This window comes from Pseudomonas sp. (genome assembly GCF_051660785.1).
Classification (GTDB): domain Bacteria; phylum Pseudomonadota; class Gammaproteobacteria; order Pseudomonadales; family Pseudomonadaceae; genus Aquipseudomonas.
On sequence record NZ_JBOFQE010000090.1, the window covers coordinates 16,590 to 41,629 of the forward strand.

The window sequence follows — 25,040 nt, forward strand, 5'->3', positions numbered from 1 at the left end:
CAATGACTGTGTGAATTCAGCCCACCGCGCGTGGGCTTTTTATTTGAAGGGAGAAACACCATGGGTCAACTGATTGCGGGCACCTGCTACGTCAAAGTGGACGGCGCTCAACTGACCATCAACGGCGGCTGCGAAGCGCCACTGATGGCGGTGAAACGGGAAACCGTCGTACCCGGCTTCTACAAGGAAACCGACATCGCACCGTCGTTCAAAGTCACCGCTTTGCACACCGCGGACTTCCCGCTAAAGCAGCTGGTGGCCGGTTCCGACATGACGGTCACCTGCGAATTCAGCAACGGCAAAGTCTACGTGCTGGCCGGTGCCTATCTGGTTGAAGAGCCAGCCTCCAAGGGCGATGACGCCACCATCGAATTGAAATTCGAAGGCATCAAAGGGACTTGGCAATGAGCGGCGCCGTGAAGCTTCAAGTTGCGATCGAAGCTCACGGCGAGCCCTTGACCGAACTCAACCTGCGCCGTCCGACGGTGCAGGAAGTTCGAGCGATCAAGGCGCTGCCGTACAAGATCGACAAGAGCGAAGAGGTGAGCCTGGACATGGACGTTGCGGCCAAATACATCGCGGTCTGCGCCGGCATCCCGCCGTCGTCAGTCAACCAGCTGGACCTGGCTGACCTCAACGCGCTGAGCTGGGCCGTCGCGAGTTTTTTCATGAGTGCGGCGTCGGAGCCATCACCGACCTGATCGCAGTCGCCTATGACCTGGCCTGGTTCTGGAAGGTTGACCCCGAACAGATGATGGCCAGGCCACTGGATGTGCTCCGCGAATCGCTGGAGCACGCGCAACGGATCAATGCGATGCAGCAGGTGCAGTGATGGCGGAAAAAGATGAGAAAGAAACGAAGTCGGTCCTCCTGACGGGCATCGATGAACTGTCACCCAAGCTCAAAAGCCTTCGCACGAAAGTCGAGGGCTTCAGACAAAATCTAGAACAGGCCGGCCTCGGCAAGCTCGATATCAGCGGTCTGTTCAAGGGCGGTAGTGTGATCACGCCTTTCGTGGAGGCCATCAAGGCGTCTGACGCGTTCAAGGGTAAATTGACTGAGGTCAGCGAGTCAGCCGAAGGCATTGAATTGCCGAAAGCGCCGGCGAGCGCGACGCAAACCCTGAATGTGTTCAGTCGGTCGATGGAGCAAGTATCGGTCGCCGCCAACAGCGCTTTGCAGCCCGCAGTCGCTACGGTCACGGCAGGTCTGCAACCGTTGTTGAACGGATTCGGCAACCTGCTTGCAGATAACCCGAAGCTGGTCGAGGGACTGGCGGCGGGCGCCATCGCGTTTTCGGCGATGCAGACCGCTGTGACTGGCGCGACCCAGGTGTTCGATCTGATGAACATGGTGCTCAAGACCAACCCGGTCATGCTGATCGCCACGGGCATTGCTTTGGCAGCCGGTTTGATCATCGCCAACTGGAAGCCGATATCGACGTTCTTCGCCGGGCTCTGGCAGAAAATTTCGCCGGTGGTGATGCCCATGGTCGAGTTCTTCAAGACGATGTTCGCTTTCACTCCAATTGGGCAAATCATCAGTCATTGGGGGCCGATTACCACAGTATTCGCGGCGATCTGGGACGTCATCAAGGCAACGGTGTCAATTCTGTTCGTGGCATTCGAAAGGGCTTTCAGATGGAGCCCGATTGGGCTGGTGATCACTCACTGGACGCCGATCAGTGAGGTGCTTGTCGCCGTCTTTGGACGGATAAAGGAAGTGGTGGCTTCAGGGTTCGCCTTCGTTGAGGCGTGTTTTGCCTGGACACCGCAGGGCATGATCCTGAACAACTGGGGGCCAATTACCGGAATGTTTGTGGCCATCTGGGACTTGCTGGTGGCGCTGGTCGTGCCAGTAAAAGAGGTGCTGCGCGGCGTGTTCGACTACTTGCCGCTGGAGGCAATTGCCGAAATCTGGGGCAAGGTTCCGGAGTTCTTTTCCGGGATTGTGGAAAACATTCGCAACGTGATGCTGATTCTGTCTGCCATCTTCAGCAGCCAGTTCGGCTGGTCACCCCTGGACGAATTTACCCGGCAGTGGGACCCGCTGACGAAAGGGATCAGCGAATGGGTGGACAAGGTTCAAGCCATCATGGCGCCGGTCAAGGAAATGCTGGGTGGCAGTTTCGGTGGTTTCATCACCAAGGTCACCGGCAAGATCGAGAGCCTGACCGAAGCACAAAATAAAACCAACGCTGAAGGCAAGGGGGAGCTGGCACCGGCGTTTTTCGGCGCCGATTCCAAGACTCCGTCCAGCGACCTTTCGGTGCCCGACAATCAGTCGCGGCAACCTTCGATACAGTCTGGCTCCCTGACCCAGCATTCCAGCGCCCTGATCCAGCAAAGCGCCGCCAACAGCCGCACACAACTCGAAGGCGGCCTGACCGTGCGCTTCGAAAATGCGCCGGCCGGCATGCGCACCGATCAGCCGCAAACCAATCAGCCGGCGCTGGCGCTCACTTCGCGCATCGGCTACCGCACATTGTCCCTTGGAGGTTCCAATGAGCTGGCGTGACCGTTTGATGCCGGCGTCCTTTCGAGGTGTCGGATTCTGGGTTGACCAGGCGAAATCCCCGGTCGGCCAAAAAGGCCAGTTGCACGAGTATCCGCAGCGAGACCTGCCGTATTTCGAAGGCCTTGGCCAACAGGCGAAGGTCCACGATCTGACGGCGTTCATCGTCGGCCCCGATTGCCTGGAGCAGCGCGACAAGTTGCTCAAGGCGCTGGAGCAGGGCAGTGGCGAACTGGTCCATCCGTGGCTTGGACGTCTTCAGGTCAAGGTCGGCGAATGCGACATGACCCACTCTCGCCAGGACGGCGGGCTGGTGACGTTTGCCCTGAAGTTCTACCCGGATGTGCCGGTGCCGTTTCCGGTCGCGGCGGTCAGTACACAGAAACTGTTGCTGGCGTCCGCGGACACTTTCCTGGGCTCTGCGGTGGCGCGCTTCGAAGATGCCATGAGCCTGATCCAGGCGGCGCGGATCGGCATTGCCGACCTGCGCAACAGCATCAAGGACATCTACGGGGTGATCCAGCAACAGCTGCAACCGTTGATCGACCAGTATCGGCAGATCAGCGACCTGGTCAAAGCCGTGAAGGAATTGCCCAAGGAAGTAGCGGCGGAGTTCAAGGCTTTGCTCGGCGACATCAAGGAGCTCAAGGACTTCGCCCGTGAGGGATATCGTGGCGTGATTGCCAACGTCTCCCAGCAGGTCGAAGCGATCCGCAAGGCCGATGCGCCGAAGCTGACCACCGGCAAAGACACCATGGCTGCGGCTCAGGCACTGACCAATCTGGTGCAGGACGCCTTGGTGGTGCAGGCCGCCAAATGGGTGGCCTTGTTGCCGATTGCGACGTTGCCGGTGAAGGTTTCTCCGTCACCGCTGGATCTGCAGGTGGAGCAGCCGGTCACCCGCCCGGAAGTGCCGGTGATTGATGATGTGCAAAGGGCGCTCAAAGAAATTGAAGAGGCGATCAAACTGGTCGAGGACAAGGCCAATCCTGCGCACTATCAGGCCGCCGCCGATCTGCGCCAGAAGTTGAAAGCGCACCTCAAGGCCGTTGCATCGTCTGGCATCAGGCTGGTGAGCAAGTCATTTCAGGACAGCCTGCCGGCGCTGGTTGCGATCTACAGACAGGTGGCTGACGCCACGCGGGTCCTGGAAGTGACTCAGCGCAACGGCATTGTCCACCCGGGCTTTCTCCCGCCGCGCGAACTCAAAATTTCCGGGGAGTAGCGATGAACGAGCAGGATAACCGCGTCACTCTGACCGTCGACAATCTGGAATACGGCGGGTGGAAAAGCGTAGAAATCACGGCGGACCTGGAGCGTCAGTTCCGCACCTTCAAACTCGACATCACCTGGCAATGGCCGGGTCAGACCGAGGTACGCCGGATTCAACCCGGCGCGCCCTGCGAAGTGCGCATAGGCAGTGATCTGGTGCTCACCGGATATGTGTTCAAGGCGCCGATCAGCTATGACGGGCAACGCATCAGCCTGAGCATTGAAGGCAGTTCAAAAACTCAGGATCTGGTGGATTGTGCCGCGACCAACAGACCCAACCAGTGGCACCAGCAATCGCTGCTGCGGATCGTGCAAGACCTGGTCTCGTCCTACGGCGGTTACGTCGTCAGTGAAATCCCGGAAACGGCTCGGCGAGACAGTCACACCCTTGTGCCCGGCGAGACGGTTTTCCAGTCCATCGACCGGTTGCTGTCATTGTTCCGAGTGTTTTCCACCGACGATGCGCAAGGCCGGGTGGTGCTCGCACGGCCGGGCAGCGGTGGGCGTGCCAGTGAAGCGCTGGAGTTGGGCAAGAACATTCTGTCGGCCAATGCGCCAATGGACTACAGCCAGGTGTTCTCCGAGTATCGGGTGATTGGCCAGCAGAAGGGCAACGACAAAAAAAGCGGGGCGACGGTCAGCGAGGTCGAGGCGGTATCCACCGACCTGGGTTTCAAGCGACGGCGGACCACCGTGATCAATGAAGGCATGCAGCTCACGCCCGAACTGGCCCTGCAAAGAGCCAACTGGGAAAGTGCAACCCGTATGGGCAAGGCCCTGACCACGACTTATCAAGTGCAGGGTTGGCGGCAAGCCAATGGCGATCTGTGGCGACATAACACACTGGTTCGGGTCAAGGACCCGGTGCTGGAAGTGGATGGCGACATGCTGATCTCCAAGGTCACTTATTCGCTTTCGCAGCAGGGCTCGATCACGACCCTGCAAGTCGCGCCACCTCACACGTTCGACGCCAACCCTACGCCGCCGGAGAAAACCTGAACTCGGTGCCGGATCTCCCGTGCGCCTCCATTCTGTGAATGATCGCGGTCCAATGTAGGAGCGAGCCTGCTCGCGATTGCGCACTGATATTCACCGTTGATATTGACTGACAGACCGCTATCGCGAGCAGGCTCGCTCCCACCATTGATCGCGTTCGGGCCGATTATCCGAAGGAAACCCAATGAGCCTACTGACACGCCTCCTGGCGCGCGGCACTGTCGTGCTCGCCAACTCGGCTACCAAGCTTCAATCGCTGCAAATGCGCCTCACCGCCGGCGAAGTGAACGACGACATGGAGCACTTCGAACCCTACGGTTTCACCAGCAATCCGCTGGCTGGCGCCGAAGGCATCGCCACGTTTCTGGGCGGTGACCGTTCCCACGCCATCGTGCTGGTGGTTGCCGACCGTCGCTATCGCCTCAAAGCCCTGGCGCAGGGCGAAGTGGCGATCTACACCGACGAGGGCGACAAGATCCACTTCAAGCGCGGGCGGGTCATCGATATTGAAACCGCGACCCTGAATATCCGCGCCAGTACCGCTGTAAATATCGACACGCCGGTGATCAATCAGACGGGCAAGGTCGTCTCCACCGGCGATCAGATTGCCGGCGGCATCAGCCAGATCAAACACGTGCACGTTGGCGTGCAGGCGGGCAACGGCCAGACCGGTGTACCGGCAGGGGGCCAGTGATGTTCATCAGCCAGAACCTCCACGCCGCGCTGACCCGTTCAGTGCTGATCAGTCTGTTCACCTGGCGCCGAGCTGCCGATGACGATGCCCTCGATGACGAAGAGCGTTTCGGCTGGTGGGGAGACACATTTCCTACCGTGGCGGACGACCGGATCGGCTCGCGGCTGTGGCTGCTGCGCCGGGTCAAGTTGACCCGTCAGACCCAGATGGACGCCGAGTTCTATGCCCGTGAAGCCTTGCAATGGTTGCTCGATGACGGTCATTGCAGCGCCATCGACATCATCAGCGAACGCCTCGACGCCCAGCGCCTGAACCTGCACACGGTCCTGACCCTGGCCGACGGCGAGCGCCTGGACATCAACCCTGATAACAGTTGGCAGGTGATCTATGCCGTTTGAAACTCCTTCGCTGCCGGTGCTGATCAAACGCGCCCAAAGCGACCTGGCCAGCGATTCGCTGCGCCAGTCCGATGCGCAAGTGCTGGCCCGAACCCTCGGTGGCGCGGCTTATGGTCTGTATGGCTATCTTGACTGGATCGCCGAGCAGATTCTGCCGGACAAGGCCGATGAGTCGACGCTGGAACGGATCGCCGCACTGCGCCTGAACCAGCCGCGTAAAGCAGCGCAAGCGGCGACGGGCAGTGTCAGTTTTACCGCCAGCGCCGGTGCCGTGCTGGACGTCGACTCGTTGCTGCAATCGAGCGACGGTCGCACGTATAAAGTCACCGCTTCACGCACCACCAGCAATGGCCTCAACAGCACGACCATCGCGGCGCTCGACGCAGGCAGCCTGGGTAATGCCGATGCCGGCCTGATGCTGATTCCGGTGCAGCCGATTCTGGGTATTGTCGGCAGCAGCTTTACTGTTCAGGCACCGGGATTGATTGGTGGTGTCGCTCGGGAAAGTCTCGAATCCCTGCGGTCCCGAGTGATCAGTTCCTACCGCATCATCCCCCATGGTGGCTCCGCGCAAGATTACGAAACCTGGGCGCTGGAATGTCCCGGGGTGACCCGTGCCTGGTGCCGCGGCAGTTATCTGGGGCCTGGCACCGTTGGCCTGTTCATCATGCGCGACGACGATCCACAACCGTTGCCAACCCCCGCGCAACTGGCTGAAGTCCAGGCCTACATCGAACCGCTGCGCCCGGTTACCGCCGAGTTGCACGTGTTGCCACCGGTACAAAAGCCAGTCACCTATCAACTGAGTCTGACGCCCGATACCAGCGCTGTCCGCGCCGCTGTCGAGGCGCAACTGCGCGATCTGCACAACCGCGAAGCCGGGCTGGGCGACACCTTGCTGATCAGCCACATCCGAGAAGCGATCAGCAGCGCCACGGGTGAAAGCGATCACGTACTGGCCAGTCCGACGGCCAATGTACCGGCTGCGATCAACCAGTTACTGACCTTCGGAGGTTGCGTATGGCAGTGATCAGAACCGCCGCGCAATACCAGGCGCAGCTGCGCAGTTTACTGCCCAGCGGCCCGGCCTGGGATCCCGAGCGAGTGCCGGAACTCGAGGAGGTCCTCAAAGGCGTCGCCCAGGAACTGGCGCGCCTCGACGCTCGTGCCGCCGACCTGCTCAACGAAATGGACCCCGCGGGCGTCAGCGAATTGGTGCCGGACTGGGAGCGAGTGATGAACCTGCCCGACCCATGCCTGGGCGCCACGCCCCTGTTCGATGACCGTCGATTGGCCGTGCGCCGCCGACTGCTCGCGGTCGGCAGTCAGGCCGTCAGTTACTACGTAGAAATCGCCCGTACCCAAGGCTACCCGAATGCCACCATCACCGAACACGAAGCCCCCCGTATGGGCCGCGCGCGATTCGGCGCGGCGCATTTCGGCACCTGGCAGGCGCAGTTCATGTGGACACTGAACACTGGCGGGCGATTGCTGCTGGGCCGACGTTTTGGTGCGAGTTACTGGGGAGAACGCTTCGGCGTCAATCCAGGCTCGGCGCTGGAATGCCTGATACACCGCAGTGCACCGGCGCACACCAAGGTGCGCATCAATTATGACTAAGGAGTAGTGGGATGGATTATCCGAACAGTGTGCCCAGCGCCGGGTTGGTGAATGGAAAGTTTGTCGATGAAGACCCGTTGGCCGGGACGCCGGGGTCGTTGATTCCGGCGAGTTGGGGGAATGGGGTTACTGAGGAAATATTGGGGGTTATTGGTGCTGCAAATCTTCCGGCGACGGAAGGTAATAATAAACAGTTGTTAGAAGCTATTAAAAAACTGCTGGATGACGCTTCGAAGCGCTCTGGAATCCTTTCCGGATTGCTGTTGAATGCGAGTTTCTCAATTCCCGTTGCCTCATTGACTGGAACCTTCAAGGCCGATGAATTGAGCGTTAAATCGACACTGACTGGCATGGGCTATCGGTTGCAGAACTTCAGCAAGGTTATCAATCTCGCTATAACCGGTGCGGGTGGGATGGATGCAGGGACGGCACCTGTTAATGGTTATGTTGCGCTGTACGCTATCTATAACTCCGTCACCGGTGAGCAGAATATTCTTGCTGTTAACAGTACGTCGACGATTGCACCTGGTGTATATGGCGGCGGCAAAATGCCGAATGGCTATGATGCTTCGGCGTTGATCAGTGTTTGGAGCACTGATGCGACAGGGAAGTTGAAAGTTGGTGCGCAGCGGGGGCGGAAAGTTTTCATACCGCTTTTCCAAGCCTTCAGAGGAACTGTTCTACTCAATGCGTCACCCTTGTCAATCGCGGGTGTTGTCCCTCCCAACGCATTTGAAATCAATGGTGAAATGATATTGCTTAACAGTACTAACGTCTTGTCATTCTTCAATATGGTTTTGAGCACTAATAGCGGACTGGGACAGCAAATCGCATCTATAAAGCTAGATTCGGGTGGGTCGTTGGGTAGCAATTACTCAATGCCTGTCGTTGCACCCCAAACAATCAATATCACTTGCCAGAGTGATTGTGCGGCGCCCGTTTTCGAAGTGTATATCGGTAGTTACTCATTCAGCTGAGCAGGAGTGCATTATGGAAGTGATAAATGTTCAATTCGACAGTGAAGAACGAAAGGTCATTGTTGCGGAATTTTCATCGGTGCAAGATGCAAGCTTCTGGGGGAACCTGGGTGTGGTGTCGAGAGATGATGACAGGTACACGCAGTTCCAGCTAAAGACGGGAACTACCACGAGCGCTTCTACAACGCCCGCCCTCAAGCGGGCGTTTTCTTTTCTGCGTTCTTGATATCGGCGTTGTTCTCGCATGTTTCACAATAGTCAATGGAGTAACTAATGGATTATCCGAATAGTATTCCCAGCGCAGGCCTGGTGAATGGAAAGTTTGTCGACGAAAACCCCCTGACCGGGACGCCGGGATCGTTGATTCCGGCGAGTTGGGGCAATTCGGTGACTGAAGAGATTTTGACAGTCATTAGGGCCGGAGCGTTAACACCATCGGAGGGTGATGACAGTCAGTTGAAGCAAGCTATCTCAAAATTGATAACCGATAAGGTCCCAGGCTCTGCTTCGGAGTTGATCTCGGGTGTCTTGAAGTTAGCGACTCAGGCACAAGTCAATACCGGAACTGATGACGCTACTGCGATAACGCCGAAGAAACTTAAGTCGGGTTTTATTCTGTCTACCAATTACAATGGGCTTATCGGATATTTGGCATTTCCATCATGGTTGGGAGGGTTTGTCATTCAGTGGGGATTTGTCAATAGCTTGGCGACTGATGTGATTACTACATTGCCGGTAAGTTTTAACAGCGCTTTTATGTCGGTCGTTGTTTGCAACGGTTACACCGCGGGTTCTGGTTCTATTGGCTATGTGGCGGCTTCGCCTTATACCCAAGGATCGTTTGTGTCCCGAGGCTCCAGTCCGTCGTTAGGCGGCAATTTTATTGCGTTGGGGAGGTAAACAATCATGAAAATTTATTGGAGCAGCTCAGCAAGAAGTTTCTTTGATTCACGAATCAACACTGTATTGCCACAAGATGCTGTTGAAATCTCCAGCGAGCATCGCGACCAGTTGCTGGCAGGAGAGCAACGAAACTGCCGGATCGGGGCAGACGTTGATGGCCGACCGATGCTTGAGGAGTGCCCTGATCGAGTATCTGAATTCGCGGCAGCCGTTGAACGGACATGGCGTGATGCCCGGCTCCTTGAGACCGATGCAATCGTCGCGCGCCACCGGGATCAGTTAGAGGCCGGGATTGAAACAACGTTGTCGAAGTCGAGGTATGAAACATTGCAGGCCTATCGCTTCGATTTGCGAAACTGGCCGACATCCAGAGGCTTTCCCGCGATTGCCAAACGACCGGTTTTGATCGACGAAGAACAACTTGGCCCAGTCAGGAAAAAGCGGGTCAGGAAGCCTGTCCAGTCTCAAGCCCCCACCAGCATTTGAGTCGGTCGCGTTGATCAGTTTCCCCGCGAGATGGATTGGCCGGGATTGGAGTTTTCTGAACCCAAGGAGCCGACCAAATCACCGCCCTCACTTTTTTGCGCTAAATAAAAGTAAGTCGAGGATTTCTTATGCTTCTTACTGAAGGGCAACTGCTGAAGATCATGCCCAACGCCCGCCACCAGGCGGGCGTTTTCATTTCTGTCCTCAACAGCGCCATGTCTGACTACAGCATCGATACGCCGAGACGCACTGCCGCCTTCCTCGCGCAAGTCGGCCATGAGTCCGGGCAGCTGCTTTACGTGCGTGAACTCGGCAACGATCAGTATTTGAGCAAGTACGACACTGGCACGTTGGCCACCCGTTTGGGCAACACCCCGGAACCCGACGGTGACGGCCAAAAATACCGCGGCCGAGGCCTGATCCAGATCACCGGTCGCGACAATTACCGTCAGTGCAGTATTGGGCTGTTCGGCGATGATCGTTTGTTGTTTTTACCTGAGCTGCTGGAAAAGCCTCAATGGGCTGCCGAATCAGCCGCCTGGTTTTGGCAGCAGAACGGTCTCAACGAACTGGCCGACCGCGATCAGTTCAACAGCATCACCCGTCGCATCAACGGTGGGCTTAACGGCCTGCAAGATCGACTGCAACTGTGGGCGCGGGCGAGGGCGGTGCTATGCCAGCCTTCGGTTTGATGACGACGCCTTACCGGGCAATCGGCCTTTTTTTGTTTCTGGCGATGTTGGCTGGTGGTTCGGCGGCGCTGGCCTGGCACTTTCAGGATTGGCGCTATGGCCGGCAACTCTCGGAACAGGCCAGGTTACACGCCGAAGCACTCAATCAGCTGACGTTGGCCGCCGCAATGCAGCAACAGGCCGAGCACGACAAGCGCCTGGCGCTGGAGCAGCGTCTGTCGGCCAGTGAACACATCCATTACCGAGCGCTTAGCGATGCCCAACGTGATCAAGGTCGCCTGCGCGATCGTCTTGCCACTGCTGATCTGCGCCTGTCAGTCCTCCTCGATGCCGGCGACGCTGCCCCGGGCAATTCAGTGCCAGCCTCCGCCAGCTCCCGCAGCCTGGATAATGGCGCCTCGCGAGCCCGACTTGACCCGGCGCATGCTCAACGAATTATCGCCATCACCGATGCCGGCGACAGCGGACTGATTGCCTTGCAGGCCTGTCAGGACTATGTCAGAGCCGTCGCCCGCTAACATTTTGAGCGATCCTGTGCCTTGCAAGCGCAATCCGCTCGTGTACGGTAGTGCTCATTCCGCTCGCTCAGGAGATGACCGTGAAAGAAATCACTCAACTGGCCGCTGAACTTGGCAGGCGCTTGCAGGTTCTGAATGCCCACGTCACTGCGGCCGAGTCTTGTACCGGCGGCGGGATCTCGGAGGCGATCACTCGCATTCCGGGGAGTTCAGCGTGGTTCGAGGCCGGTTATGTGACGTATTCCAACCGGCAGAAAACCGAGCAGTTGAACGTTTCCCCCGAATTGTTTCCTGCGGTGGGCGCGGTCAGTCGCGAGGTGGTCGAGGCGATGGTTCGCGGCGCGCAGGAAAAAAGCCAGGCGCATTTTGCCGTGGCGGTCAGCGGTGTGGCCGGGCCGGATGGCGGTTCTCCGAACAAGCCGGTCGGAACGGTCTGGCTGGCCTGGGGCGTTGGCGAGCAGGTGTTCAGCGAGGTGCAGCACTTCGCCGGTAACCGCGATGAGGTCCGCCGACAAACGGTTAAGGCCGCGCTAGAGGGGCTGCTGCGTCATGCCGCTGGAGAAATCTCAAATCAGGGGTAGGCGATCCTGAAACGCTGTGGAATAATACTGGCTACTTATACAGGTGTTGGCCGTCAGGCCTTATTGATTACGTGAGGACTTTAATGGACGACAACAAGAAGAAAGCCTTGGCTGCGGCCCTGGGTCAGATCGAACGTCAATTCGGCAAGGGTGCCGTAATGCGTATGGGCGATCAGGACCGTCAGGCGATCCCGGCTATCTCCACTGGCTCTCTGGGTCTGGACATCGCGCTCGGCATTGGCGGTCTGCCAAAAGGCCGTATCGTTGAAATCTACGGTCCTGAATCCTCCGGTAAAACCACGCTGACACTGTCGGTGATCGCCCAGGCTCAAAAAGCCGGCGCGACCTGCGCATTCGTCGACGCCGAACACGCCCTCGACCCTGAATACGCCGGCAAACTGGGCGTCAACGTCGACGACCTGCTGGTTTCCCAGCCGGACACCGGCGAGCAAGCCCTGGAAATCACCGACATGCTGGTGCGTTCCAACGCGGTTGACGTGATCATCGTCGACTCCGTGGCCGCGCTGGTTCCGAAGGCTGAAATCGAAGGCGAAATGGGTGACATGCACGTGGGCCTGCAAGCCCGTCTGATGTCCCAGGCACTGCGTAAAATCACCGGTAACATCAAGAACGCCAACTGCCTGGTGATCTTCATCAACCAGATCCGCATGAAAATCGGCGTGATGTTCGGCAGCCCGGAAACCACCACCGGTGGTAATGCGCTGAAGTTCTACGCTTCGGTTCGTCTGGACATCCGTCGTACTGGCGCGGTGAAAGAAGGTGATGAAGTCGTCGGTAGCGAAACCCGCGTCAAAGTCGTCAAGAACAAAGTGGCTTCGCCGTTCCGTCAGGCTGAGTTCCAGATTCTTTACGGCAAGGGCATCTACCTCAATGGCGAGATGATCGACCTGGGTGTTCTGCACGGTTTCGTTGAGAAGTCTGGCGCGTGGTATGCCTATGAAGGCACCAAGATCGGTCAGGGCAAGGCTAACTCGGCCAAGTTCCTGGCAGACAATCCGGAAATCGCCGCCAAGCTCGAGAAGCAACTGCGTGACAAGTTGCTGACCCCGGCGCCGGACGTCAAAGCATCGCCAGTCAAAGAGACGGCTGATGACCTGGCTGACGCTGATATCTGATTGATCCGATGACCGCCGTACTCGATACACTCGTCGCGGTGCGGCGAACCGCCATGGACCTGCTCGCACGACGCGAGCACGGTCGAGTCGAGCTGACGCGTAAACTGCGTCAGCGCGGCGCCCTCCCTGAAATGATCGACACAGCACTCGACCGCTTGACGGACGAGGGACTGCTGTCCGAATCCCGTTACCTCGAAAGCTTCGTTTCCTACCGTGCTCGCTCCGGTTACGGCCCTTTGCGTATTCGCGAAGAACTGAGCCAGCGCGGCCTGCAACGTAACGACATCGAACTCGCCTTGCGCGAGAGCGGTATCAACTGGCAGGAGCACCTGGAAGAGACCTGGCGGCGTAAATTTGCCGGGCACCTGCCGATAGACGTCCGGGAACGCGCCAAGCAAGGACGGTTCCTGAGTTATCGGGGATATTCCATGGAAATGATCGGCCGCTTGTTCAGCGGTCGGGGAATGGATGATTAATAAAAAACGGCCCGTTATTTCGATAGCGGGCCGTTTTTTTTTGCCTCGATTTTGCCTCACGTCACCTTGGACGGCTCTCGCGTGCGCTGTTGCGCCTGGGGTTTGGTATCGGCCCAGTTTTCCGGCAAGTTGATGTAGTCCACCAGTTCCCGCAGACGGCCATGATCCCTGGCATTGAAGTTGAAGGCCAGTCGCGCCAGATGACTGAACTGCGCGTCATCGTGCTCCTCGCCGCTGTAGGCATGCTGATGAAAGTGATCGCTCAGGCACAGGTCGGCAAACGCTTCCTGCATGTCTTCGAGCGCCTGATCGCTGAGTTTGTGGTTCATGCGGATCACGAACTGATGCTTGAGCCAGCGACTGGAGTGGAAGTTGCCATAGAACTGATTGATCTGCTCTACCGCTTCTTCGGCGCTGTAGACCAGGCTCACCAGCTTCATGTCGGTCGGCAGGATGTAGCGGTTTTCCTCCAGTTGGTGGTGAATGAAGTCCAGCGCGCCCTGCCAGAACGTGCCACCCGGCGCATCCAGCAGCACCACCGGTACCAATGGGCTTTTGCCGGTCTGAATCAACGTCAACACTTCGAGTGCTTCATCCAGGGTGCCGAAACCACCGGGACAGAGGACCAGCGCATCGGCCTCTTTGACGAAGAACAGCTTGCGGGTAAAGAAGAAATGGAAGGGCAGCAGGTTGGCGGAGCCCTGGACGGTGGGGTTGGCGTGCTGCTCGAAGGGCAGGGTGATATTGAACCCCAGACTGTGTTCCAGGCCGGCACCTTCATGGGCCGCCGCCATGATGCCGCCACCGGCGCCGGTGATGACCATCAAGTCCGAGCGTGCCAGCGCGGCGCCGAGTTCACGGGCCAGGCCATACAGCGGATGTTCGATCGGTGTGCGCGCCGAACCAAAAACAGTGACCTTGCGTCGCCCCCTGAACTGTTCGAGCACGCGGAAGGCATGCTCCAGTTCGCGCAGGGCTTGAAGGGTGATCTTGGCATTCCAGCGGTTGTGATCTTCCTGTGCCATGCGCAGCACGGTCAGGATCATGTCGCGGTAAATCGGGATGTTGGGGCTGTTGGGTGAAACCAGGTTGAGTTGCTCTTCGACCTTGCTGACGAGGTCGTGGCCGCTTTCTTCGAAATGACGGCTCAGGAGGTCATTCGGTTGGTAAGGCATTCAACTTCTCCTTCTGCACAGAACCCTTGGCACCGACAATGCAGTCGCCAGCGCCGCGACACCTCATGTGTCGCTGTCTGCCCAAGCCCATGCCTGGGCGATCCACCGACCCGGTTGTCATCGAGTCGTCCATACAGGCTCTGTTTTTCCCTTGGATGAAAGAAACGTTCGCACAACAAGACACGCGACGGGCAGCCCCTTTCCTGCCCAGAAAAGTGATCGTGAATACTCTGAATCTAGACCCTTGCAGAGATTCTCGCTGACTTGATCATTGCGCCGTAAAGTCTTTCCTGGCAACCGCTTATTGACGATTTGCAAGGTGAATTCACCGTTCGTCTGAACGCAACCCGCACGCCCAGCGCTCTGATTTACTAAGTTACAGGCGTGACACGACAACTTTGCGTCAAAGGCAGGGCGCACGGTACAAGCGGTTCAAGGATTTTTCGCTCACACAGGGCGAGGCGCAGGGAGGCTTTAAGCCATGGCCAGAGTCATTCTGGAAATCGATACGCAACTGTATCGATTACTCAAGTCATCCGCCGAGACCAATCATTTGAGTCTCGAAGAGGAGTGCTGCCGGCGTCTGGAGGGTGCAGAGCGACGTTCGCGTTATTTGCAGGCGTTGTTGGCAGAACTGCGCGCCGAGGATGAACAGCGGCGCGCCAATTCCCGATGATTACTTCTTCTTGGCCGGGCCCGCTTTCGGGCAATCCGATTCCTGATAGCTGGCGGAACCGACCGAGCGATTGGTCTTCACTTCAGTGAAGTCGTAACGCATGACCGCGCCCTTGGCCATCAGTTTGCGGAACGATGGGTTGTTGCACACAGAGGCGCCCAACTGGAAATACACGGCTTTGGGGTCGGCACGCATCTTGTTGGCGTGGCTGCTCTGTACGCTCAGATGATTGATCAGCGTGTTGCCTTCGACGGTGTAGCCCTGATCAAGAATGTCTTCGTTGATCGCCCGTGGAGTACCGACACTGCTTTGTGTGGCGACGTTTCGCAGTTCTCTGTTGAGATTCTGCTCACTCAAGGACGCGGCCTGAGCGCTGAAGGACGACGCCAGCAAAATGGCAGCGGTGGGAACGATAAGGCGCAGCATGAAACTCTCCTGGTTCAGTGACTGGTGGTTCGACCTGTCACATGACTGTGCGTTCAGTGGCGGCGAATTATAGGGGACGAGGCCTGGACGGTACAGGCTTGCGCCGGCTGCTCTGATAAACTGCCGCGTCTTTGTGCCCTGTCGAGTGTTTTACGTGTCGATTTTCTGTCCCCTCCGGTGCTGCCTGCGATGAGCCCAGTAACCCCACCCTTTGCTGCAAACGCCGTTGCCCGCTTGCGCGACCAGCGGGAGGAGGAGGGCATCAAGCCGATTCAGGCACGTGGCTGGAGAGCGCCGCGTTGCCGTGCCTGCCGCGTGATCGAGAGCCACTGCCTGTGCGCCTGGCGCCCGCAGGTCGAGGCCCGCTCGGGCGTGTGCCTGATCATGACCAATAAAGAAGTGTTCAAACCGAGCAATACCGGTTGGCTGATCGCCGACGTGGTGCGCGACAACCACGCCTTTATCTGGTCACGCACGGAAACTGATCCGCAGTTGCTGGCGTTGCTGGCCGATCCGCAATGGCAACCGTATCTAGTCTTTCCAGGTGAATACGTTGAGCCTGAGCGCGTGACGAACACCGTCGAAGCCGATAGCACCAAGCGACCACTGTTCATTCTGCTCGACGCGACCTGGACCGAAGCCCGGAAGATTTTCCGCAAAAGCCCCTACTTTGATCGGCTGCCGATCCTGAGCCTGCTTCCCGAGAAACTCTCGCGGTACCGGTTGCGCAGGTCGACCCGCAGCGAGCACTTGTGCACAGCCGAAGTGGCAGCACTGTGCCTCGATCTTGCGGGCGATACCGAGGCTGCATCGGCGCTTGACGCGTACTTCGACGTTTTCAGCCAGCATTACCTGGATGCGAAACATCAGCTGGACATGAACGTTGCAACGCCGGCCCACACCGAACTGATGCCTTTTGTGCAGAACACGGCCCCGGTCAACTGCTGATTGTCGCCCATACTGCAAAGATCTGTACCGGTCAGGCACCTTGACCACCCCGGTTTCGCTGGGCATGCTTGGCGCCGATTAGGGCGCGGCCGCAGTTTGATACGTCGCATTCTTTACGTGGATAGCCACGTGATTGGCGTTGAACGCGCCCTGTTGGTGCAGCTCCGTGGCTGTGCCTTGAGTTGTTTGAAAAACAGGATCATTTGAAAAATGGCCACATACGAAATCCTGATTGCCGATGACCACCCTCTTTTTCGTAGCGCCCTGCATCAAGCGTTGACCCTGGGACTTGGCCCGGATGTCCGTCTGGTGGAAGTGGCGAGCATTGCCGAGCTGGAAATCCGACTGGACGAAAAGGCCGACTGGGATCTGGTGCTGCTGGACCTCAACATGCCCGGGGCCTACGGTTTTTCAGGTCTGGTCCTGCTGCGCGGTCAGTACCCGCAGATTCCGGTGGTCATGGTGTCGGCCCAGGAAGAAGCCTCGATCATGGTGAAGTCCCGTGAGTTCGGGGCCAGCGGCTTCATTCCCAAGTCCAGTGACCTGAGTGTCATCCAGAAAGCCGTCCGTGCAGTGCTCGATGGCGATGTGTTCTGGCCGCCCCAGGCGTTCGAAGCCGTGAGCGTTTCCGCTGAAGCCAAGGCGGCCAGTGAAGGCCTTGCCAGCCTCACACCTCAGCAGTTTCGGGTGTTGACCATGGTCTGCGAAGGGTTGCTGAATAAGCAGATCGCTTACGAGCTGAGCGTTTCCGAAGCAACCATCAAGGCCCATGTCACGGCTATATTCCGTAAGCTGAATGTGCGCACGCGCACCCAGGCTGCGTTGCTCTTGCAACAACTTGAGTCAATTTCGAGCCACTAAGAGTTGGCCTGTTCACGCTTTTTTGACTTTGGTTGATCTAGCTTTCCCACTCCTTTTTGGTCAGTTGCCTACTCTATGTCTCCATTCAAAGGCCAAACCGGCCTCAAACGCATCCTCAACGCTTCCGGCTACTCATTGGACGGTCTGCGTGCAGCCTTTACCGGCGAAGCGGCTTTTCGGCAACTGGTGTTGCTCAACGTCATCCTGATCCCGCTTTCGTTCTTTCTGAACGTCAGCCGTGTCGAGCAGGCGTTGCTGATCGCGGTCTGCCTGTTGGCGTTGATCGTCGAGTTGTTGAATTCGGCGGTGGAAGCGGCCATCGACCGCATTTCCCTTGAGTTACACCCGCTTTCCAAAAACGCCAAGGACATGGGCAGCGCCGCGCAGCTGGTAGCGCTGACCATGATCGGTCTGGTGTGGGCAATCATTCTGCTTTAAGCAATGGTGGGCAGTACGATCTCGTCGCTGCGCTGAACCCCGGCGGTGAAAGCGCGGCACAGGTCGAGGAATTCGCGCATGGCTGACGTCTGATATTTCTGTTTGTGCCAGATGAAATAGAACTGGCGCGCCAGGTCCAGGTCTGGTGTTTCCAACGGCACCAGGCTGCCCCGACGGAACGCATCACGCAGCGCCAGCCGCGAAATACAGCCAATGCCCAGGCCTGACTCCACCGCGCGCTTGATCGCTTCGGTGTGTTCCAGTTCCAGACGGATATTCAATGCGCTGCGATGATGACGCATGGCCTGGTCAAAAGTCAGCCGCGTGCCAGAGCCTTGCTCCCGCAGAATCCAGGCCTCATGGGTCAATTCTTCCATGGTCGCGCTGCCACGCTTGGCCAGTGGATGCTGAGGTGCGCAGAACACCACCAGTTCATCCTCGACCCAGCTCTGCACTTCGATGTCCGGATGACTGCAGTCGCCTTCGATCAGACCCAGATCAATTTCATAGTGCGCGACTTGCTGCACAATGTTGGCCGTGTTCTGCACGTGCAGCTTCACCTGGCTTTCCGGATGGCGCTGCATGAAGCTGCCGATCAGCAAGGTGGCCAGGTAATTGCCGATGGTCAGGGTCGCGCCGACCGCCAGAGAGCCGAAACCGGACTTGCCGTTGAGCAAGTCTTCGATTTCCTTGGCCTGGTCGAGCAGCGCCACCGCTTGCGGCAATAACTGTTTGCCGAGGGCGTTGAGGCTCAGCCGTTTGCCGGCGCGGTCGAACAGCTGGCAGCTGCACTGACGCTCTAGCTCGGTGATCGAGGTGCTCGCCGCCGATTGCGAGAGGTTGAGCAGACCCGCAGCACGGGATACGCTTTCCTGCTGGGCGACGGCGACGAATACTTGAAGTTGACGGAGAGTAAATCGCATATCTATATAACCGATAACCCTTATCTTAATAATCCATTTAACAGATATTGTCGCTGCCATTAGAATGCGATGCAATTGCGCACATCAGCGGCGCAGGCAAAATCTCCCAGGAGTCCCACGTACATGAGCAACATGAACCACGAGCGTGTCCTCAGTGTTCATCACTGGAACGACACTCTGTTCAGCTTCAAGTGCACCCGCGATCCGGGCCTGCGCTTCGAGAACGGTCAGTTCGTGATGATCGGCCTGCAACAGCCCAACGGCCGGCCGCTCATGCGCGCTTACTCGATTGCCAGCCCGAACTGGGAAGAGCATCTCGAGTTCTTCAGCATCAAAGTGCCTGATGGCCCGCTGACTTCCCAGCTGCAGCATCTGAAGGAAGGCGACGAGATCATCATCAGCAAAAAGCCTACCGGCACGCTGGTGCTGGATGACTTGAAGCCTGGCAAACATTTGTACCTGCTCAGCACCGGTACCGGTCTGGCGCCGTTCATGAGCGTCATCCAGGACCCGGAAACCTACGAGCGTTTCGAAAAAGTGATCCTGTGCCACGGCGTACGCTACGTCAACGAAGTCGCTTACCGCGAGTTCATCACCGAGCACCTGCCGCAGAACGAGTTCTTCGGCGAGGCGCTGCGTGACAAGTTGATCTACTACCCGACCGTGACCCGCGAGCCGTTCGAGAACGAAGGTCGCCTGACCGACCTGATGCGCAGCGGCAAGCTGTTCAGCGACATCGGTCTGCCACCGATCAACCCGCAGGACGACCGCGCCATGCTCTGCGGCAGCCCGAGCATGCTCGACGAGACCAGCGAAGTGTTGAACAGCTTCGGCCTGAAAGTGTCGCCACGGATGCGCGAGCCGGGTGACTACCTGATCGAGCGAGCGTTCGTCGAGAAGTAAGCACAACGCCTGGCGGCTATGCTTTCCCTGTGGGAGCGAGCCTGCTCGCGATAGCGGTGTACCAGTCAGCATTACTGTCGACTGACACACCGCTATCGCGTGCAGGCTCGCTCCCACAGTGGTTTCTGGGGTTCAGGTTTTTGCGGGAATGACTTCCAGGACGCGGATCACACCCGCCTCGGGATAATGCCAGCGCACATCCACATCCCAGAACTGCGCGCCATATTCCCGTTCGGGTGTAGGAGTTTGATACGCCGGGCGTGGGTCTTGTGCCAGGCATTGCTCGATCAACGCCACCAACGGCTCGTCAAGGCGCTGAGCATGGCCGTGAGCCTGTTGCAGCGCTGAGTCCGTCCACTGCACGGGAATCAGCTGCGGCGCGGCGCTGGCGATGCTATTGGAAGCCGTGTCGATGACGTCGGCGTAAGGCACGTAGGGTTTGATGTCGAGAATCGGCGTTCCGTCGAGCAGGTCGATTCCCGATATCCACAGGCGATTGGCTTCAACCTTGTCCAGCTTCACCACCGATTGGCCGATGCCATTGGGCCGGTGCGTCGCGCGGGTGGCGAACACGCCCATGGATTTGTTGCCGCCCAGGCGAGGAGGGCGGACTTTCAGGCGGGGCTTTTCTTCCAGTGCCTGATGAAACAGGAACAACAGCCAGACGTGGCTCACCTGCTCCAGTCCCTGCACCGCATCACCCTGATCGAACGGCGCCACCAGTTCCAGCACGCCACGAGCGGCCGGGGCCAGTTGCGGTTGGCGCGGGATGGCGAACTTCTCCTTGAAGCAGGAGCGCACGAAGCCGATGGGGGAAACGGTGTAGGTCATGGTTTGGGGTCGAGGCGGTAAGAGGGTGGGCATGATAACCCGGGCCGCCCCAGAATCGGTGGTGCCTGTCAGTCCGTCATCGCGAGCAGGCTCACTCCCACATTTTGGAATGCAATCCCCTGTGGGAGTGAGCCTGCTCGCGATGGCCGCACCGCGAATCTCAGAGACTAAACCCACCATCCAACGGAATAATATTCCCGGTCATATAAGCCCCGGCCGTACTCGCCAGGCTGATCGCCAGCGCCGCCATCTCTTCCTCCCGTCCCCAGCGTTTCATCGGAATCAACGCCGTGTCTTCGGCCAGCGCCTGTTCATCATTACCAATATGCTGGGTCATCTTGCTCGGGAAACGCCCCGGCGCAATCACGTTGACGTTGATGTGCTGGCTCACCAGCTCCCGCGCCAGAATTCGCGACAGTTGATGCAGGGCAGCCTTGCTCGGCCCGTAGGCATAAGCCTGTTCGCCAAAGGAAGAAATCCCCGCCACCGAGCCGATATTGATGATTCGCGCCGGACTGGCTTCTGAGCCGGCCTTTCGCAGCAGGGGCAAAAACTGCTGGATGCAGTTGAACACCGAGGTCACGTTGAGCTGCATGACCTTCTCCCAGCCCTTGACCGGGTAGCTTTCCAGCGGCGCGCCCCAGGTGGTGCCGGCGTTGTTCACCAGAATGTCCAGATGAGGAATCTGTTCGCCCAGTCGCGTGGCCAGTTGCAACACGCCTTCTTCATTGGCCAGGTTGGCCGCTACACCGTGGCAAGTCCCGAAAGCGCTCAGCTCATCAGCCGTTTGCTGACACGCTTCGGCATCCCGGGCGCAGACGTACACGGTGGCGCCGGCCTCGACGTAAGCCTTGGCGATCATTTTGCCGATACCACGGGTGCCGCCGGTCACCAGAGCGGTGCGGCCTTGCAGGGAAAAGTACGGGTGCATGGCGAATCCTGAGAGCTGAGGGTCAATACACCCTAGTCGCCAGCCGCCGGAAGCGGAGCCACTATTTTTGCGAGGAATGAAGGTCTATAGAGCCTTCGGCTGATGCCACTCCCTGTAGGAGCCGGCTTGCTGGCGATGGCGAATTCAAAAACGCCATCGCCAGCAAGCCGGCTTCTACAGGTGATGTGTGCTTACTGCGGGCGAACGCGCAGGGTCAGGCCCTTGAGGAAGTTGCGCAGCAGCTGGTCGCCGCACGGGCGATAGTTGGTGTGGCCGAACTTGCGGAACAGCGCGCTCAGCTCAGGCTTGGACACCGGGAACTCGGACGCCTTGAGGATCGCGTGCATGTCGTCTTCTTTCAGTTCGAAGGCCACACGCAGTTTCTTCAGGATGATGTTGTTGGTCACCGGCACTTCGATCGGCTGCGGCGGACGGCTTTCGTCCTTGCCGCGCTTGAAGATCACCAGGCCGTCGAGGAAATGCGCCATGACTTCGTCCGGGCAGCGTACGAAGCCTTCCTCGTCTTCCTCTTTCTTGTCGAGCCAGGTCAGCAGGTCTTCCAGGGACACGTCCATGCCGCCGATCTTGATGATCTCGATGACTTTCTTGTCGCTGATGTCGAGCATGTAGCGCACGCTGCGCAGTACGTCGTTATGAATCATGGTGTGCAATCCTGATATTCAGCAGTGGGCGCCGCATAAACAGCGGCGCCAAAATGTGTGGCGGCGTGAAAAGTCTTAGAACTTCTCTTTGCCGGACAGGTAGCGCCATTGCCCCAACGGCACTTTGCCGATGGACACGCCGCCGATGCGGATGCGGCGGATGGCGACGACCTTCAGGCCGACGGCCTGGCAAAACAGGGCGATCACGCCCGGTTGCGGGTTCTTCATCGCAAAACGCAGGCGGTTTTCGTTCTGCCAGCTGGCCTTGACCGGCGGCAGTTCCTTGCCTTTGTAGGTGAGGCCGTGGTTCAGGCGGTTGAGGCCGTGAGCCACCATGTCGCCCTCGACTTCGACGACATACTCTTGCTCGATCTTGGCGGAGTCAGCGGTCAGCTTGCGCAAGATCTTCCAGTCCTGGGTGAACACCAGCAGACCGCTGGCATTGGCCTGCAAATCGGTACTGGCGGTCAGGCGCAGGAAGTGGCCCTTGAGCGGACGTTTGCTGAAGCGGTGTTCTTCGCTCAGAGTTTCGGCGCTGATGGTCGCCATCGCCGTTTCCGCGTCCATGCCCACGGGCACGTTCAGCAAGATGGTCACCGGCTCCGGTGCAGTGGCCTTGGCCTCTGGATCGAGCTCGACTTTCTGGGTGTCGACCTTGAATTGCGGCTCGTCGATGACCTCGCCGTCCACGGTGACCCAGCCGCCCTCGATGAACAGCTCAGCCTCCCGACGGGAACAGCCGACGAGTTCGATGAGGCGTTTGGAGAGACGAATCGGGTCAGTCATGACAGGGCCGTAACAAAAAAGGGGTGGGCATTGTACCTGCGTGGCGCCGGTTAATCCCGGCTCCATTTGCCGCAGGTGCTTTTAATGTGGGAGCTGGCCTGCCAGCGATGCAGACGACGCGGTCTTTCTGTTGGACCGAGTTGATACTATCGCAGGCAAGCCAGCTCCCACATTGTTCGATGTTGTGTCAGCCATTTCGCGTCAGTTGATGCGCCTGACGAAGGCGCATGTGCAGCAACGGATACGGCTGCCCCATGCCATCGACCTCCGAACGGCCAATCACCTCGAACCCCTGCTTGAAGTAAAACCCCAGCGCCTGCGGGTTCTGCTCGTTGACGTCCAGCTCATCAGCGTTCAGGTGTTCCATGGCATAACGCAGCAACTGCTTACCCAAACCCTGGCCCCGGTGAGCCGGGTCAATAAAGAGCATTTCGATCTTGCCCGCCGCCACCCCGGCAAACCCGGTGATGCGCTGGCGCGAGTCTTTGGTGCAGATCAGCATCACCGCGTCGAGGTAGCGGGTCAGCACCAGGTTCTTCAGCAATTCAATGTAGCTGTCCGGCAGAAAGTCGTGGGTGGCGCGCACCGAAGCTTCCCAGACCTGCGTGAGTTCTTCGTAGTCGCTCTGTTTCGGCGTGTGGATGACCGAATGTTGGCGCATGGCCGGATGCCCCTTTTACCGTGGAATGTGCGAGTCCTTTCTCCCACAAAACGATAGACGTAAAAAAGCCCCGCATCTCGTCAAGAGAGCAGGGCTTTTCGTATTTTTTGCGTTTAGATCTGTTCAGCCCACAGGTCGTATTCGTCGGCGTCGGTCACTTTGCACCAGACTTTGTCGCCTGGCTTCAAGTTGCTGCCGTTGTCGATGAACACGTTGCCGTCGATTTCCGGGGCATCGAAGAAGCAGCGGCCTACGGCGCCTTGCTCGTCGACTTCATCGACCAGCACTTCGATTTCACGGCCGACGCGCATTTGCAGGCGCGCCGAGCTGATGGCCTGCTGGTGCGCCATGAAGCGGTCCCAACGGTCCTGTTTGACGTCGTCCGGCACGATGGCCGCGTCCAGCAGGTTGGCCGGTGCGCCTTCGACTGGCGAGTACTGGAAGCAGCCGACGCGGTCGAGTTGCGCTTCGGTCAGCCAGTTCAGCAGGTACTGGAAGTCTTCTTCGGTTTCGCCCGGGAAGCCGACGATGAAGGTCGAACGGATGATCAGGTCCGGGCAGATTTCGCGCCAGTTCTTGATCCGCGCCAGAGTCTTGTCTTCGAAGGCCGGGCGTTTCATCGCTTTCAGGACTTTCGGGCTGGCGTGCTGGAACGGGATGTCCAGGTACGGCAGGATTTTCCCGGCGGCCATCAGCGGGATCAGCTCGTCGACGTGCGGGTACGGGTAAACGTAGTGCAAGCGGACCCAGACACCGAGGGTGCTCAGGGCTTCGCAGAGTTCGGTCATGCGGGTTTTCACCGGCGCGCCGTTCCAGAAGCCGGTGCGGTATTTCACGTCGACGCCATAGGCGCTGGTGTCTTGCGAGATCACCAACAGCTCTTTGACGCCGGCCTTGACCAGGCGCTGGGCTTCGTCGAGCACGTCACCGACCGGACGGCTGACCAGTTTGCCGCGCATCGACGGGATGATGCAGAAGCTGCAGCTGTGGTTGCAGCCTTCGGAAATCTTCAGGTAGGCGTAGTGGCGCGGGGTCAGCTTGATGCCTTGCGGCGGCACCAGGTCGATCAGCGGGTTGTGATCCTGACGCGGCGGCACAGCGTCGTGCACGGCGTTGACCACTTGCTCGTACTGCTGCGGACCGGTCACGGCCAGCACGCTCGGGTGCACGTTGCGGATGTTGCCTTCTTCGACGCCCATGCAGCCGGTCACGATGACCTTGCCGTTTTCCTTGATGGCTTCGCCAATCACTTCCAGGGATTCAGCCTTGGCCGAGTCGATGAAACCGCAGGTGTTGACCACCACGACGTCGGCGTCCTGGTAGGTGGACACAACGTCATAACCTTCCATGCGCAGCTGGGTAAGGATGCGCTCGGAGTCGACCAGTGCTTTGGGGCAACCCAGGGATACGAAGCCAACCTTTGGATTGGCCGACGCAGGAGTGGTGGACATGTCTAACCTCGGTATTTGTGACGCCTCATACCGAAGTCGGCAAGGCGGCTGACGGGCACTTGGTGTGCCTCTGATCAAAAAGTGCGCAATTCTAGCGATGAGAGG

Annotated in this window: 32 protein-coding genes; 23 read left to right on the forward strand and 9 right to left on the reverse strand. The window is 58.6% G+C overall.

Going from position 1 to position 25,040, the window contains the following annotated elements:
• The first annotated feature begins 60 nt into the window (after positions 1-60).
• From ACRC4F_RS26160 to recX, 18 genes are all read left to right on the forward strand, one after another.
• Positions 61-408 (forward strand): phage tail tube protein, encoded by a 348-nt coding sequence (locus ACRC4F_RS26160; RefSeq protein WP_109628232.1) that lies wholly within the window; start codon positions 61-63, stop codon positions 406-408.
• The gene (locus tag ACRC4F_RS26165; protein WP_054047093.1) at positions 405-701 is read left to right on the forward strand and encodes a phage tail assembly protein; all 297 of its coding nucleotides are present in this window, start codon (positions 405-407) and stop codon (positions 699-701) included. Before ACRC4F_RS26160 ends, ACRC4F_RS26165 begins: the two co-directional genes overlap by 4 nt.
• 130 nt (positions 702-831) lie before the next feature.
• A complete protein-coding gene (locus tag ACRC4F_RS26170) occupies positions 832-2,517 on the forward strand; it encodes a phage tail protein (protein ID WP_438661953.1) in 1,686 nt (561 codons plus the stop codon).
• The gene (locus tag ACRC4F_RS26175) at positions 2,504-3,739 is read left to right on the forward strand and encodes a DNA circularization protein (RefSeq protein WP_438661954.1); all 1,236 of its coding nucleotides are present in this window, start codon (positions 2,504-2,506) and stop codon (positions 3,737-3,739) included. Before ACRC4F_RS26170 ends, ACRC4F_RS26175 begins: the two co-directional genes overlap by 14 nt.
• A 2-nt stretch (positions 3,740-3,741) precedes the next feature.
• Positions 3,742-4,785, forward strand: a complete 1,044-nt coding sequence (locus ACRC4F_RS26180; RefSeq protein WP_438661955.1) for a phage baseplate assembly protein — start codon at positions 3,742-3,744, stop codon at positions 4,783-4,785.
• A gap of 181 nt (positions 4,786-4,966) precedes the next feature.
• Positions 4,967-5,476, forward strand: a complete 510-nt coding sequence (locus ACRC4F_RS26185) for a phage baseplate assembly protein V (RefSeq protein ID WP_010462745.1) — start codon at positions 4,967-4,969, stop codon at positions 5,474-5,476.
• A complete protein-coding gene (locus tag ACRC4F_RS26190; protein ID WP_438661956.1) occupies positions 5,476-5,874 on the forward strand; it encodes a phage GP46 family protein in 399 nt (132 codons plus the stop codon). The genes ACRC4F_RS26185 and ACRC4F_RS26190 overlap by 1 nt, the downstream gene beginning before the upstream one ends.
• Positions 5,864-6,904 (forward strand): baseplate J/gp47 family protein, encoded by a 1,041-nt coding sequence (locus tag ACRC4F_RS26195; RefSeq protein WP_438661957.1) that lies wholly within the window; start codon positions 5,864-5,866, stop codon positions 6,902-6,904. Before ACRC4F_RS26190 ends, ACRC4F_RS26195 begins: the two co-directional genes overlap by 11 nt.
• Positions 6,895-7,494 carry a YmfQ family protein gene (locus ACRC4F_RS26200; RefSeq protein ID WP_438661958.1) on the forward strand — a complete coding sequence of 200 codons (600 nt, stop codon included), beginning with the start codon at positions 6,895-6,897 and terminating at the stop codon, positions 7,492-7,494. The genes ACRC4F_RS26195 and ACRC4F_RS26200 overlap by 10 nt, the downstream gene beginning before the upstream one ends.
• 11 nt (positions 7,495-7,505) lie before the next feature.
• Positions 7,506-8,471 (forward strand): hypothetical protein, encoded by a 966-nt coding sequence (locus ACRC4F_RS26205; RefSeq protein WP_438661959.1) that lies wholly within the window; start codon positions 7,506-7,508, stop codon positions 8,469-8,471.
• Between the two features lie 13 nt (positions 8,472-8,484).
• Positions 8,485-8,697, forward strand: coding sequence for a hypothetical protein (locus ACRC4F_RS26210; RefSeq protein WP_438661960.1), 213 nt, complete (start codon positions 8,485-8,487; stop codon positions 8,695-8,697).
• A 47-nt stretch (positions 8,698-8,744) separates the two neighbouring features.
• Positions 8,745-9,371, forward strand: a complete 627-nt coding sequence (locus ACRC4F_RS26215; RefSeq protein ID WP_438661961.1) for a gp53-like domain-containing protein — start codon at positions 8,745-8,747, stop codon at positions 9,369-9,371.
• A gap of 6 nt (positions 9,372-9,377) precedes the next feature.
• The gene (locus ACRC4F_RS26220; protein WP_438661962.1) at positions 9,378-9,860 is read left to right on the forward strand and encodes a phage tail assembly chaperone; all 483 of its coding nucleotides are present in this window, start codon (positions 9,378-9,380) and stop codon (positions 9,858-9,860) included.
• A 128-nt stretch (positions 9,861-9,988) separates the two neighbouring features.
• On the forward strand, positions 9,989-10,552 hold the full coding sequence (locus ACRC4F_RS26225; protein ID WP_438661963.1) for a glycoside hydrolase family 19 protein: 564 nt from the start codon (positions 9,989-9,991) through the stop codon (positions 10,550-10,552).
• Positions 10,534-11,070, forward strand: coding sequence for a lysis protein (locus tag ACRC4F_RS26230; RefSeq protein WP_438661964.1), 537 nt, complete (start codon positions 10,534-10,536; stop codon positions 11,068-11,070). The genes ACRC4F_RS26225 and ACRC4F_RS26230 overlap by 19 nt, the downstream gene beginning before the upstream one ends.
• 80 nt (positions 11,071-11,150) lie before the next feature.
• Positions 11,151-11,651 (forward strand): CinA family protein, encoded by a 501-nt coding sequence (locus ACRC4F_RS26235; protein WP_438661965.1) that lies wholly within the window; start codon positions 11,151-11,153, stop codon positions 11,649-11,651.
• 83 nt (positions 11,652-11,734) lie between these two features.
• Complete coding sequence (gene recA / locus ACRC4F_RS26240) at positions 11,735-12,787, forward strand: recombinase RecA (protein ID WP_007907270.1); 1,053 nt, start codon at positions 11,735-11,737, stop codon at positions 12,785-12,787.
• Between the two features lie 8 nt (positions 12,788-12,795).
• Complete coding sequence (gene recX / locus ACRC4F_RS26245) at positions 12,796-13,263, forward strand: recombination regulator RecX (protein ID WP_438661966.1); 468 nt, start codon at positions 12,796-12,798, stop codon at positions 13,261-13,263.
• 56 nt (positions 13,264-13,319) lie between these two features.
• Here the strand turns inward: recX and ACRC4F_RS26250 are convergent, their stop codons facing one another.
• Positions 13,320-14,438 carry a TIGR00730 family Rossman fold protein gene (locus ACRC4F_RS26250; protein WP_438661967.1) on the reverse strand — a complete coding sequence of 373 codons (1,119 nt, stop codon included), beginning with the start codon at positions 14,436-14,438 and terminating at the stop codon, positions 13,320-13,322.
• Positions 14,439-14,919: 481 nt separating this feature from the next.
• Here ACRC4F_RS26250 and ACRC4F_RS26255 point away from each other — a divergent pair, with 481 nt between their 5' ends.
• Positions 14,920-15,114, forward strand: a complete 195-nt coding sequence (locus tag ACRC4F_RS26255; protein ID WP_438661968.1) for a hypothetical protein — start codon at positions 14,920-14,922, stop codon at positions 15,112-15,114.
• On the opposite strand, the gene ACRC4F_RS26260 is transcribed toward ACRC4F_RS26255, so the two are convergent.
• Positions 15,115-15,540 (reverse strand): PA3611 family quorum-sensing-regulated virulence factor, encoded by a 426-nt coding sequence (locus ACRC4F_RS26260; protein ID WP_347803989.1) that lies wholly within the window; start codon positions 15,538-15,540, stop codon positions 15,115-15,117.
• Positions 15,541-15,729: 189 nt separating this feature from the next.
• On the opposite strand from ACRC4F_RS26260, the gene ACRC4F_RS26265 reads away from it, so the two are divergent.
• The 3 genes from ACRC4F_RS26265 (at position 15,730) to ACRC4F_RS26275 (ending at position 17,787) form a co-directional block, all read left to right on the forward strand.
• Positions 15,730-16,488, forward strand: a complete 759-nt coding sequence (locus ACRC4F_RS26265) for a tRNA-uridine aminocarboxypropyltransferase (protein ID WP_438661969.1) — start codon at positions 15,730-15,732, stop codon at positions 16,486-16,488.
• 210 nt (positions 16,489-16,698) lie between these two features.
• On the forward strand, positions 16,699-17,349 hold the full coding sequence (erdR, locus tag ACRC4F_RS26270) for a response regulator transcription factor ErdR (protein WP_438661970.1): 651 nt from the start codon (positions 16,699-16,701) through the stop codon (positions 17,347-17,349).
• 75 nt (positions 17,350-17,424) lie between these two features.
• The gene (locus tag ACRC4F_RS26275) at positions 17,425-17,787 is read left to right on the forward strand and encodes a diacylglycerol kinase (protein WP_438661971.1); all 363 of its coding nucleotides are present in this window, start codon (positions 17,425-17,427) and stop codon (positions 17,785-17,787) included.
• Here ACRC4F_RS26275 and ACRC4F_RS26280 read toward each other — a convergent pair.
• Positions 17,784-18,710: a LysR family transcriptional regulator gene (locus ACRC4F_RS26280; protein ID WP_438661972.1), complete on the reverse strand. Its 927-nt coding sequence runs from the start codon at positions 18,708-18,710 to the stop codon at positions 17,784-17,786. The genes ACRC4F_RS26275 and ACRC4F_RS26280 overlap by 4 nt on opposite strands.
• A 123-nt stretch (positions 18,711-18,833) precedes the next feature.
• Between ACRC4F_RS26280 and fpr the strand changes: the two genes are divergently transcribed.
• On the forward strand, positions 18,834-19,613 hold the full coding sequence (fpr, locus tag ACRC4F_RS26285) for a ferredoxin-NADP reductase (protein ID WP_003443014.1): 780 nt from the start codon (positions 18,834-18,836) through the stop codon (positions 19,611-19,613).
• A 132-nt stretch (positions 19,614-19,745) separates the two neighbouring features.
• Here fpr and tsaA read toward each other — a convergent pair whose 3' ends face one another.
• The 6 genes from tsaA to rimO all read right to left on the reverse strand — a co-directional run bounded on the left by tsaA (position 19,746) and on the right by rimO (position 24,935).
• Entirely contained in the window at positions 19,746-20,444 is a 699-nt protein-coding gene (gene tsaA, locus ACRC4F_RS26290) for a tRNA (N6-threonylcarbamoyladenosine(37)-N6)-methyltransferase TrmO (RefSeq protein WP_438661973.1), read from the reverse strand.
• Positions 20,445-20,604: 160 nt separating this feature from the next.
• Positions 20,605-21,375 (reverse strand): SDR family oxidoreductase, encoded by a 771-nt coding sequence (locus ACRC4F_RS26295; protein WP_438661974.1) that lies wholly within the window; start codon positions 21,373-21,375, stop codon positions 20,605-20,607.
• A gap of 191 nt (positions 21,376-21,566) precedes the next feature.
• Positions 21,567-22,037, reverse strand: coding sequence for a DUF1456 family protein (locus ACRC4F_RS26300; protein ID WP_438661975.1), 471 nt, complete (start codon positions 22,035-22,037; stop codon positions 21,567-21,569).
• 75 nt (positions 22,038-22,112) lie between these two features.
• Positions 22,113-22,823, reverse strand: a complete 711-nt coding sequence (locus ACRC4F_RS26305) for an rRNA pseudouridine synthase (RefSeq protein WP_010462687.1) — start codon at positions 22,821-22,823, stop codon at positions 22,113-22,115.
• Positions 22,824-23,010: 187 nt separating this feature from the next.
• Positions 23,011-23,484, reverse strand: coding sequence for an acetyltransferase (locus ACRC4F_RS26310; RefSeq protein WP_438661976.1), 474 nt, complete (start codon positions 23,482-23,484; stop codon positions 23,011-23,013).
• Between the two features lie 113 nt (positions 23,485-23,597).
• Positions 23,598-24,935: a 30S ribosomal protein S12 methylthiotransferase RimO gene (rimO, locus tag ACRC4F_RS26315; protein ID WP_438661977.1), complete on the reverse strand. Its 1,338-nt coding sequence runs from the start codon at positions 24,933-24,935 to the stop codon at positions 23,598-23,600.
• Positions 24,936-25,040 lie beyond the last annotated feature (105 nt).

Bases quoted from the DNA above. Each gene is read 5' to 3' on its own strand.
- ACRC4F_RS26160 (WP_109628232.1), top strand. From the start codon at position 61: ATGGGTCAACTGATTGCGGGCACCTGCTACGTCAAAGTGGACGGCGCT.
- ACRC4F_RS26165 (WP_054047093.1), top strand. From the start codon at position 405: ATGAGCGGCGCCGTGAAGCTTCAAGTTGCGATCGAAGCTCACGGCGAG.
- ACRC4F_RS26170 (WP_438661953.1), top strand. From the start codon at position 832: ATGGCGGAAAAAGATGAGAAAGAAACGAAGTCGGTCCTCCTGACGGGC.
- ACRC4F_RS26175 (WP_438661954.1), top strand. From the start codon at position 2,504: ATGAGCTGGCGTGACCGTTTGATGCCGGCGTCCTTTCGAGGTGTCGGA.
- ACRC4F_RS26180 (WP_438661955.1), top strand. From the start codon at position 3,742: ATGAACGAGCAGGATAACCGCGTCACTCTGACCGTCGACAATCTGGAA.
- ACRC4F_RS26185 (WP_010462745.1), top strand. From the start codon at position 4,967: ATGAGCCTACTGACACGCCTCCTGGCGCGCGGCACTGTCGTGCTCGCC.
- ACRC4F_RS26190 (WP_438661956.1), top strand. From the start codon at position 5,476: ATGTTCATCAGCCAGAACCTCCACGCCGCGCTGACCCGTTCAGTGCTG.
- ACRC4F_RS26195 (WP_438661957.1), top strand. From the start codon at position 5,864: ATGCCGTTTGAAACTCCTTCGCTGCCGGTGCTGATCAAACGCGCCCAA.
- ACRC4F_RS26200 (WP_438661958.1), top strand. From the start codon at position 6,895: ATGGCAGTGATCAGAACCGCCGCGCAATACCAGGCGCAGCTGCGCAGT.
- ACRC4F_RS26205 (WP_438661959.1), top strand. From the start codon at position 7,506: ATGGATTATCCGAACAGTGTGCCCAGCGCCGGGTTGGTGAATGGAAAG.
- ACRC4F_RS26210 (WP_438661960.1), top strand. From the start codon at position 8,485: ATGGAAGTGATAAATGTTCAATTCGACAGTGAAGAACGAAAGGTCATT.
- ACRC4F_RS26215 (WP_438661961.1), top strand. From the start codon at position 8,745: ATGGATTATCCGAATAGTATTCCCAGCGCAGGCCTGGTGAATGGAAAG.
- ACRC4F_RS26220 (WP_438661962.1), top strand. From the start codon at position 9,378: ATGAAAATTTATTGGAGCAGCTCAGCAAGAAGTTTCTTTGATTCACGA.
- ACRC4F_RS26225 (WP_438661963.1), top strand. From the start codon at position 9,989: ATGCTTCTTACTGAAGGGCAACTGCTGAAGATCATGCCCAACGCCCGC.
- ACRC4F_RS26230 (WP_438661964.1), top strand. From the start codon at position 10,534: ATGCCAGCCTTCGGTTTGATGACGACGCCTTACCGGGCAATCGGCCTT.
- recA (WP_007907270.1), top strand. From the start codon at position 11,735: ATGGACGACAACAAGAAGAAAGCCTTGGCTGCGGCCCTGGGTCAGATC.
- recX (WP_438661966.1), top strand. From the start codon at position 12,796: ATGACCGCCGTACTCGATACACTCGTCGCGGTGCGGCGAACCGCCATG.
- ACRC4F_RS26250 (WP_438661967.1), bottom strand. From the start codon at position 14,438: ATGCCTTACCAACCGAATGACCTCCTGAGCCGTCATTTCGAAGAAAGC.
- ACRC4F_RS26255 (WP_438661968.1), top strand. From the start codon at position 14,920: ATGGCCAGAGTCATTCTGGAAATCGATACGCAACTGTATCGATTACTC.
- ACRC4F_RS26260 (WP_347803989.1), bottom strand. From the start codon at position 15,540: ATGCTGCGCCTTATCGTTCCCACCGCTGCCATTTTGCTGGCGTCGTCC.
- ACRC4F_RS26265 (WP_438661969.1), top strand. From the start codon at position 15,730: ATGAGCCCAGTAACCCCACCCTTTGCTGCAAACGCCGTTGCCCGCTTG.
- erdR (WP_438661970.1), top strand. From the start codon at position 16,699: ATGGCCACATACGAAATCCTGATTGCCGATGACCACCCTCTTTTTCGT.
- ACRC4F_RS26275 (WP_438661971.1), top strand. From the start codon at position 17,425: ATGTCTCCATTCAAAGGCCAAACCGGCCTCAAACGCATCCTCAACGCT.
- ACRC4F_RS26280 (WP_438661972.1), bottom strand. From the start codon at position 18,710: ATGCGATTTACTCTCCGTCAACTTCAAGTATTCGTCGCCGTCGCCCAG.
- fpr (WP_003443014.1), top strand. From the start codon at position 18,834: ATGAGCAACATGAACCACGAGCGTGTCCTCAGTGTTCATCACTGGAAC.
- tsaA (WP_438661973.1), bottom strand. From the start codon at position 20,444: ATGACCTACACCGTTTCCCCCATCGGCTTCGTGCGCTCCTGCTTCAAG.
- ACRC4F_RS26295 (WP_438661974.1), bottom strand. From the start codon at position 21,375: ATGCACCCGTACTTTTCCCTGCAAGGCCGCACCGCTCTGGTGACCGGC.
- ACRC4F_RS26300 (WP_438661975.1), bottom strand. From the start codon at position 22,037: ATGATTCATAACGACGTACTGCGCAGCGTGCGCTACATGCTCGACATC.
- ACRC4F_RS26305 (WP_010462687.1), bottom strand. From the start codon at position 22,823: ATGACTGACCCGATTCGTCTCTCCAAACGCCTCATCGAACTCGTCGGC.
- ACRC4F_RS26310 (WP_438661976.1), bottom strand. From the start codon at position 23,484: ATGCGCCAACATTCGGTCATCCACACGCCGAAACAGAGCGACTACGAA.
- rimO (WP_438661977.1), bottom strand. From the start codon at position 24,935: ATGTCCACCACTCCTGCGTCGGCCAATCCAAAGGTTGGCTTCGTATCC.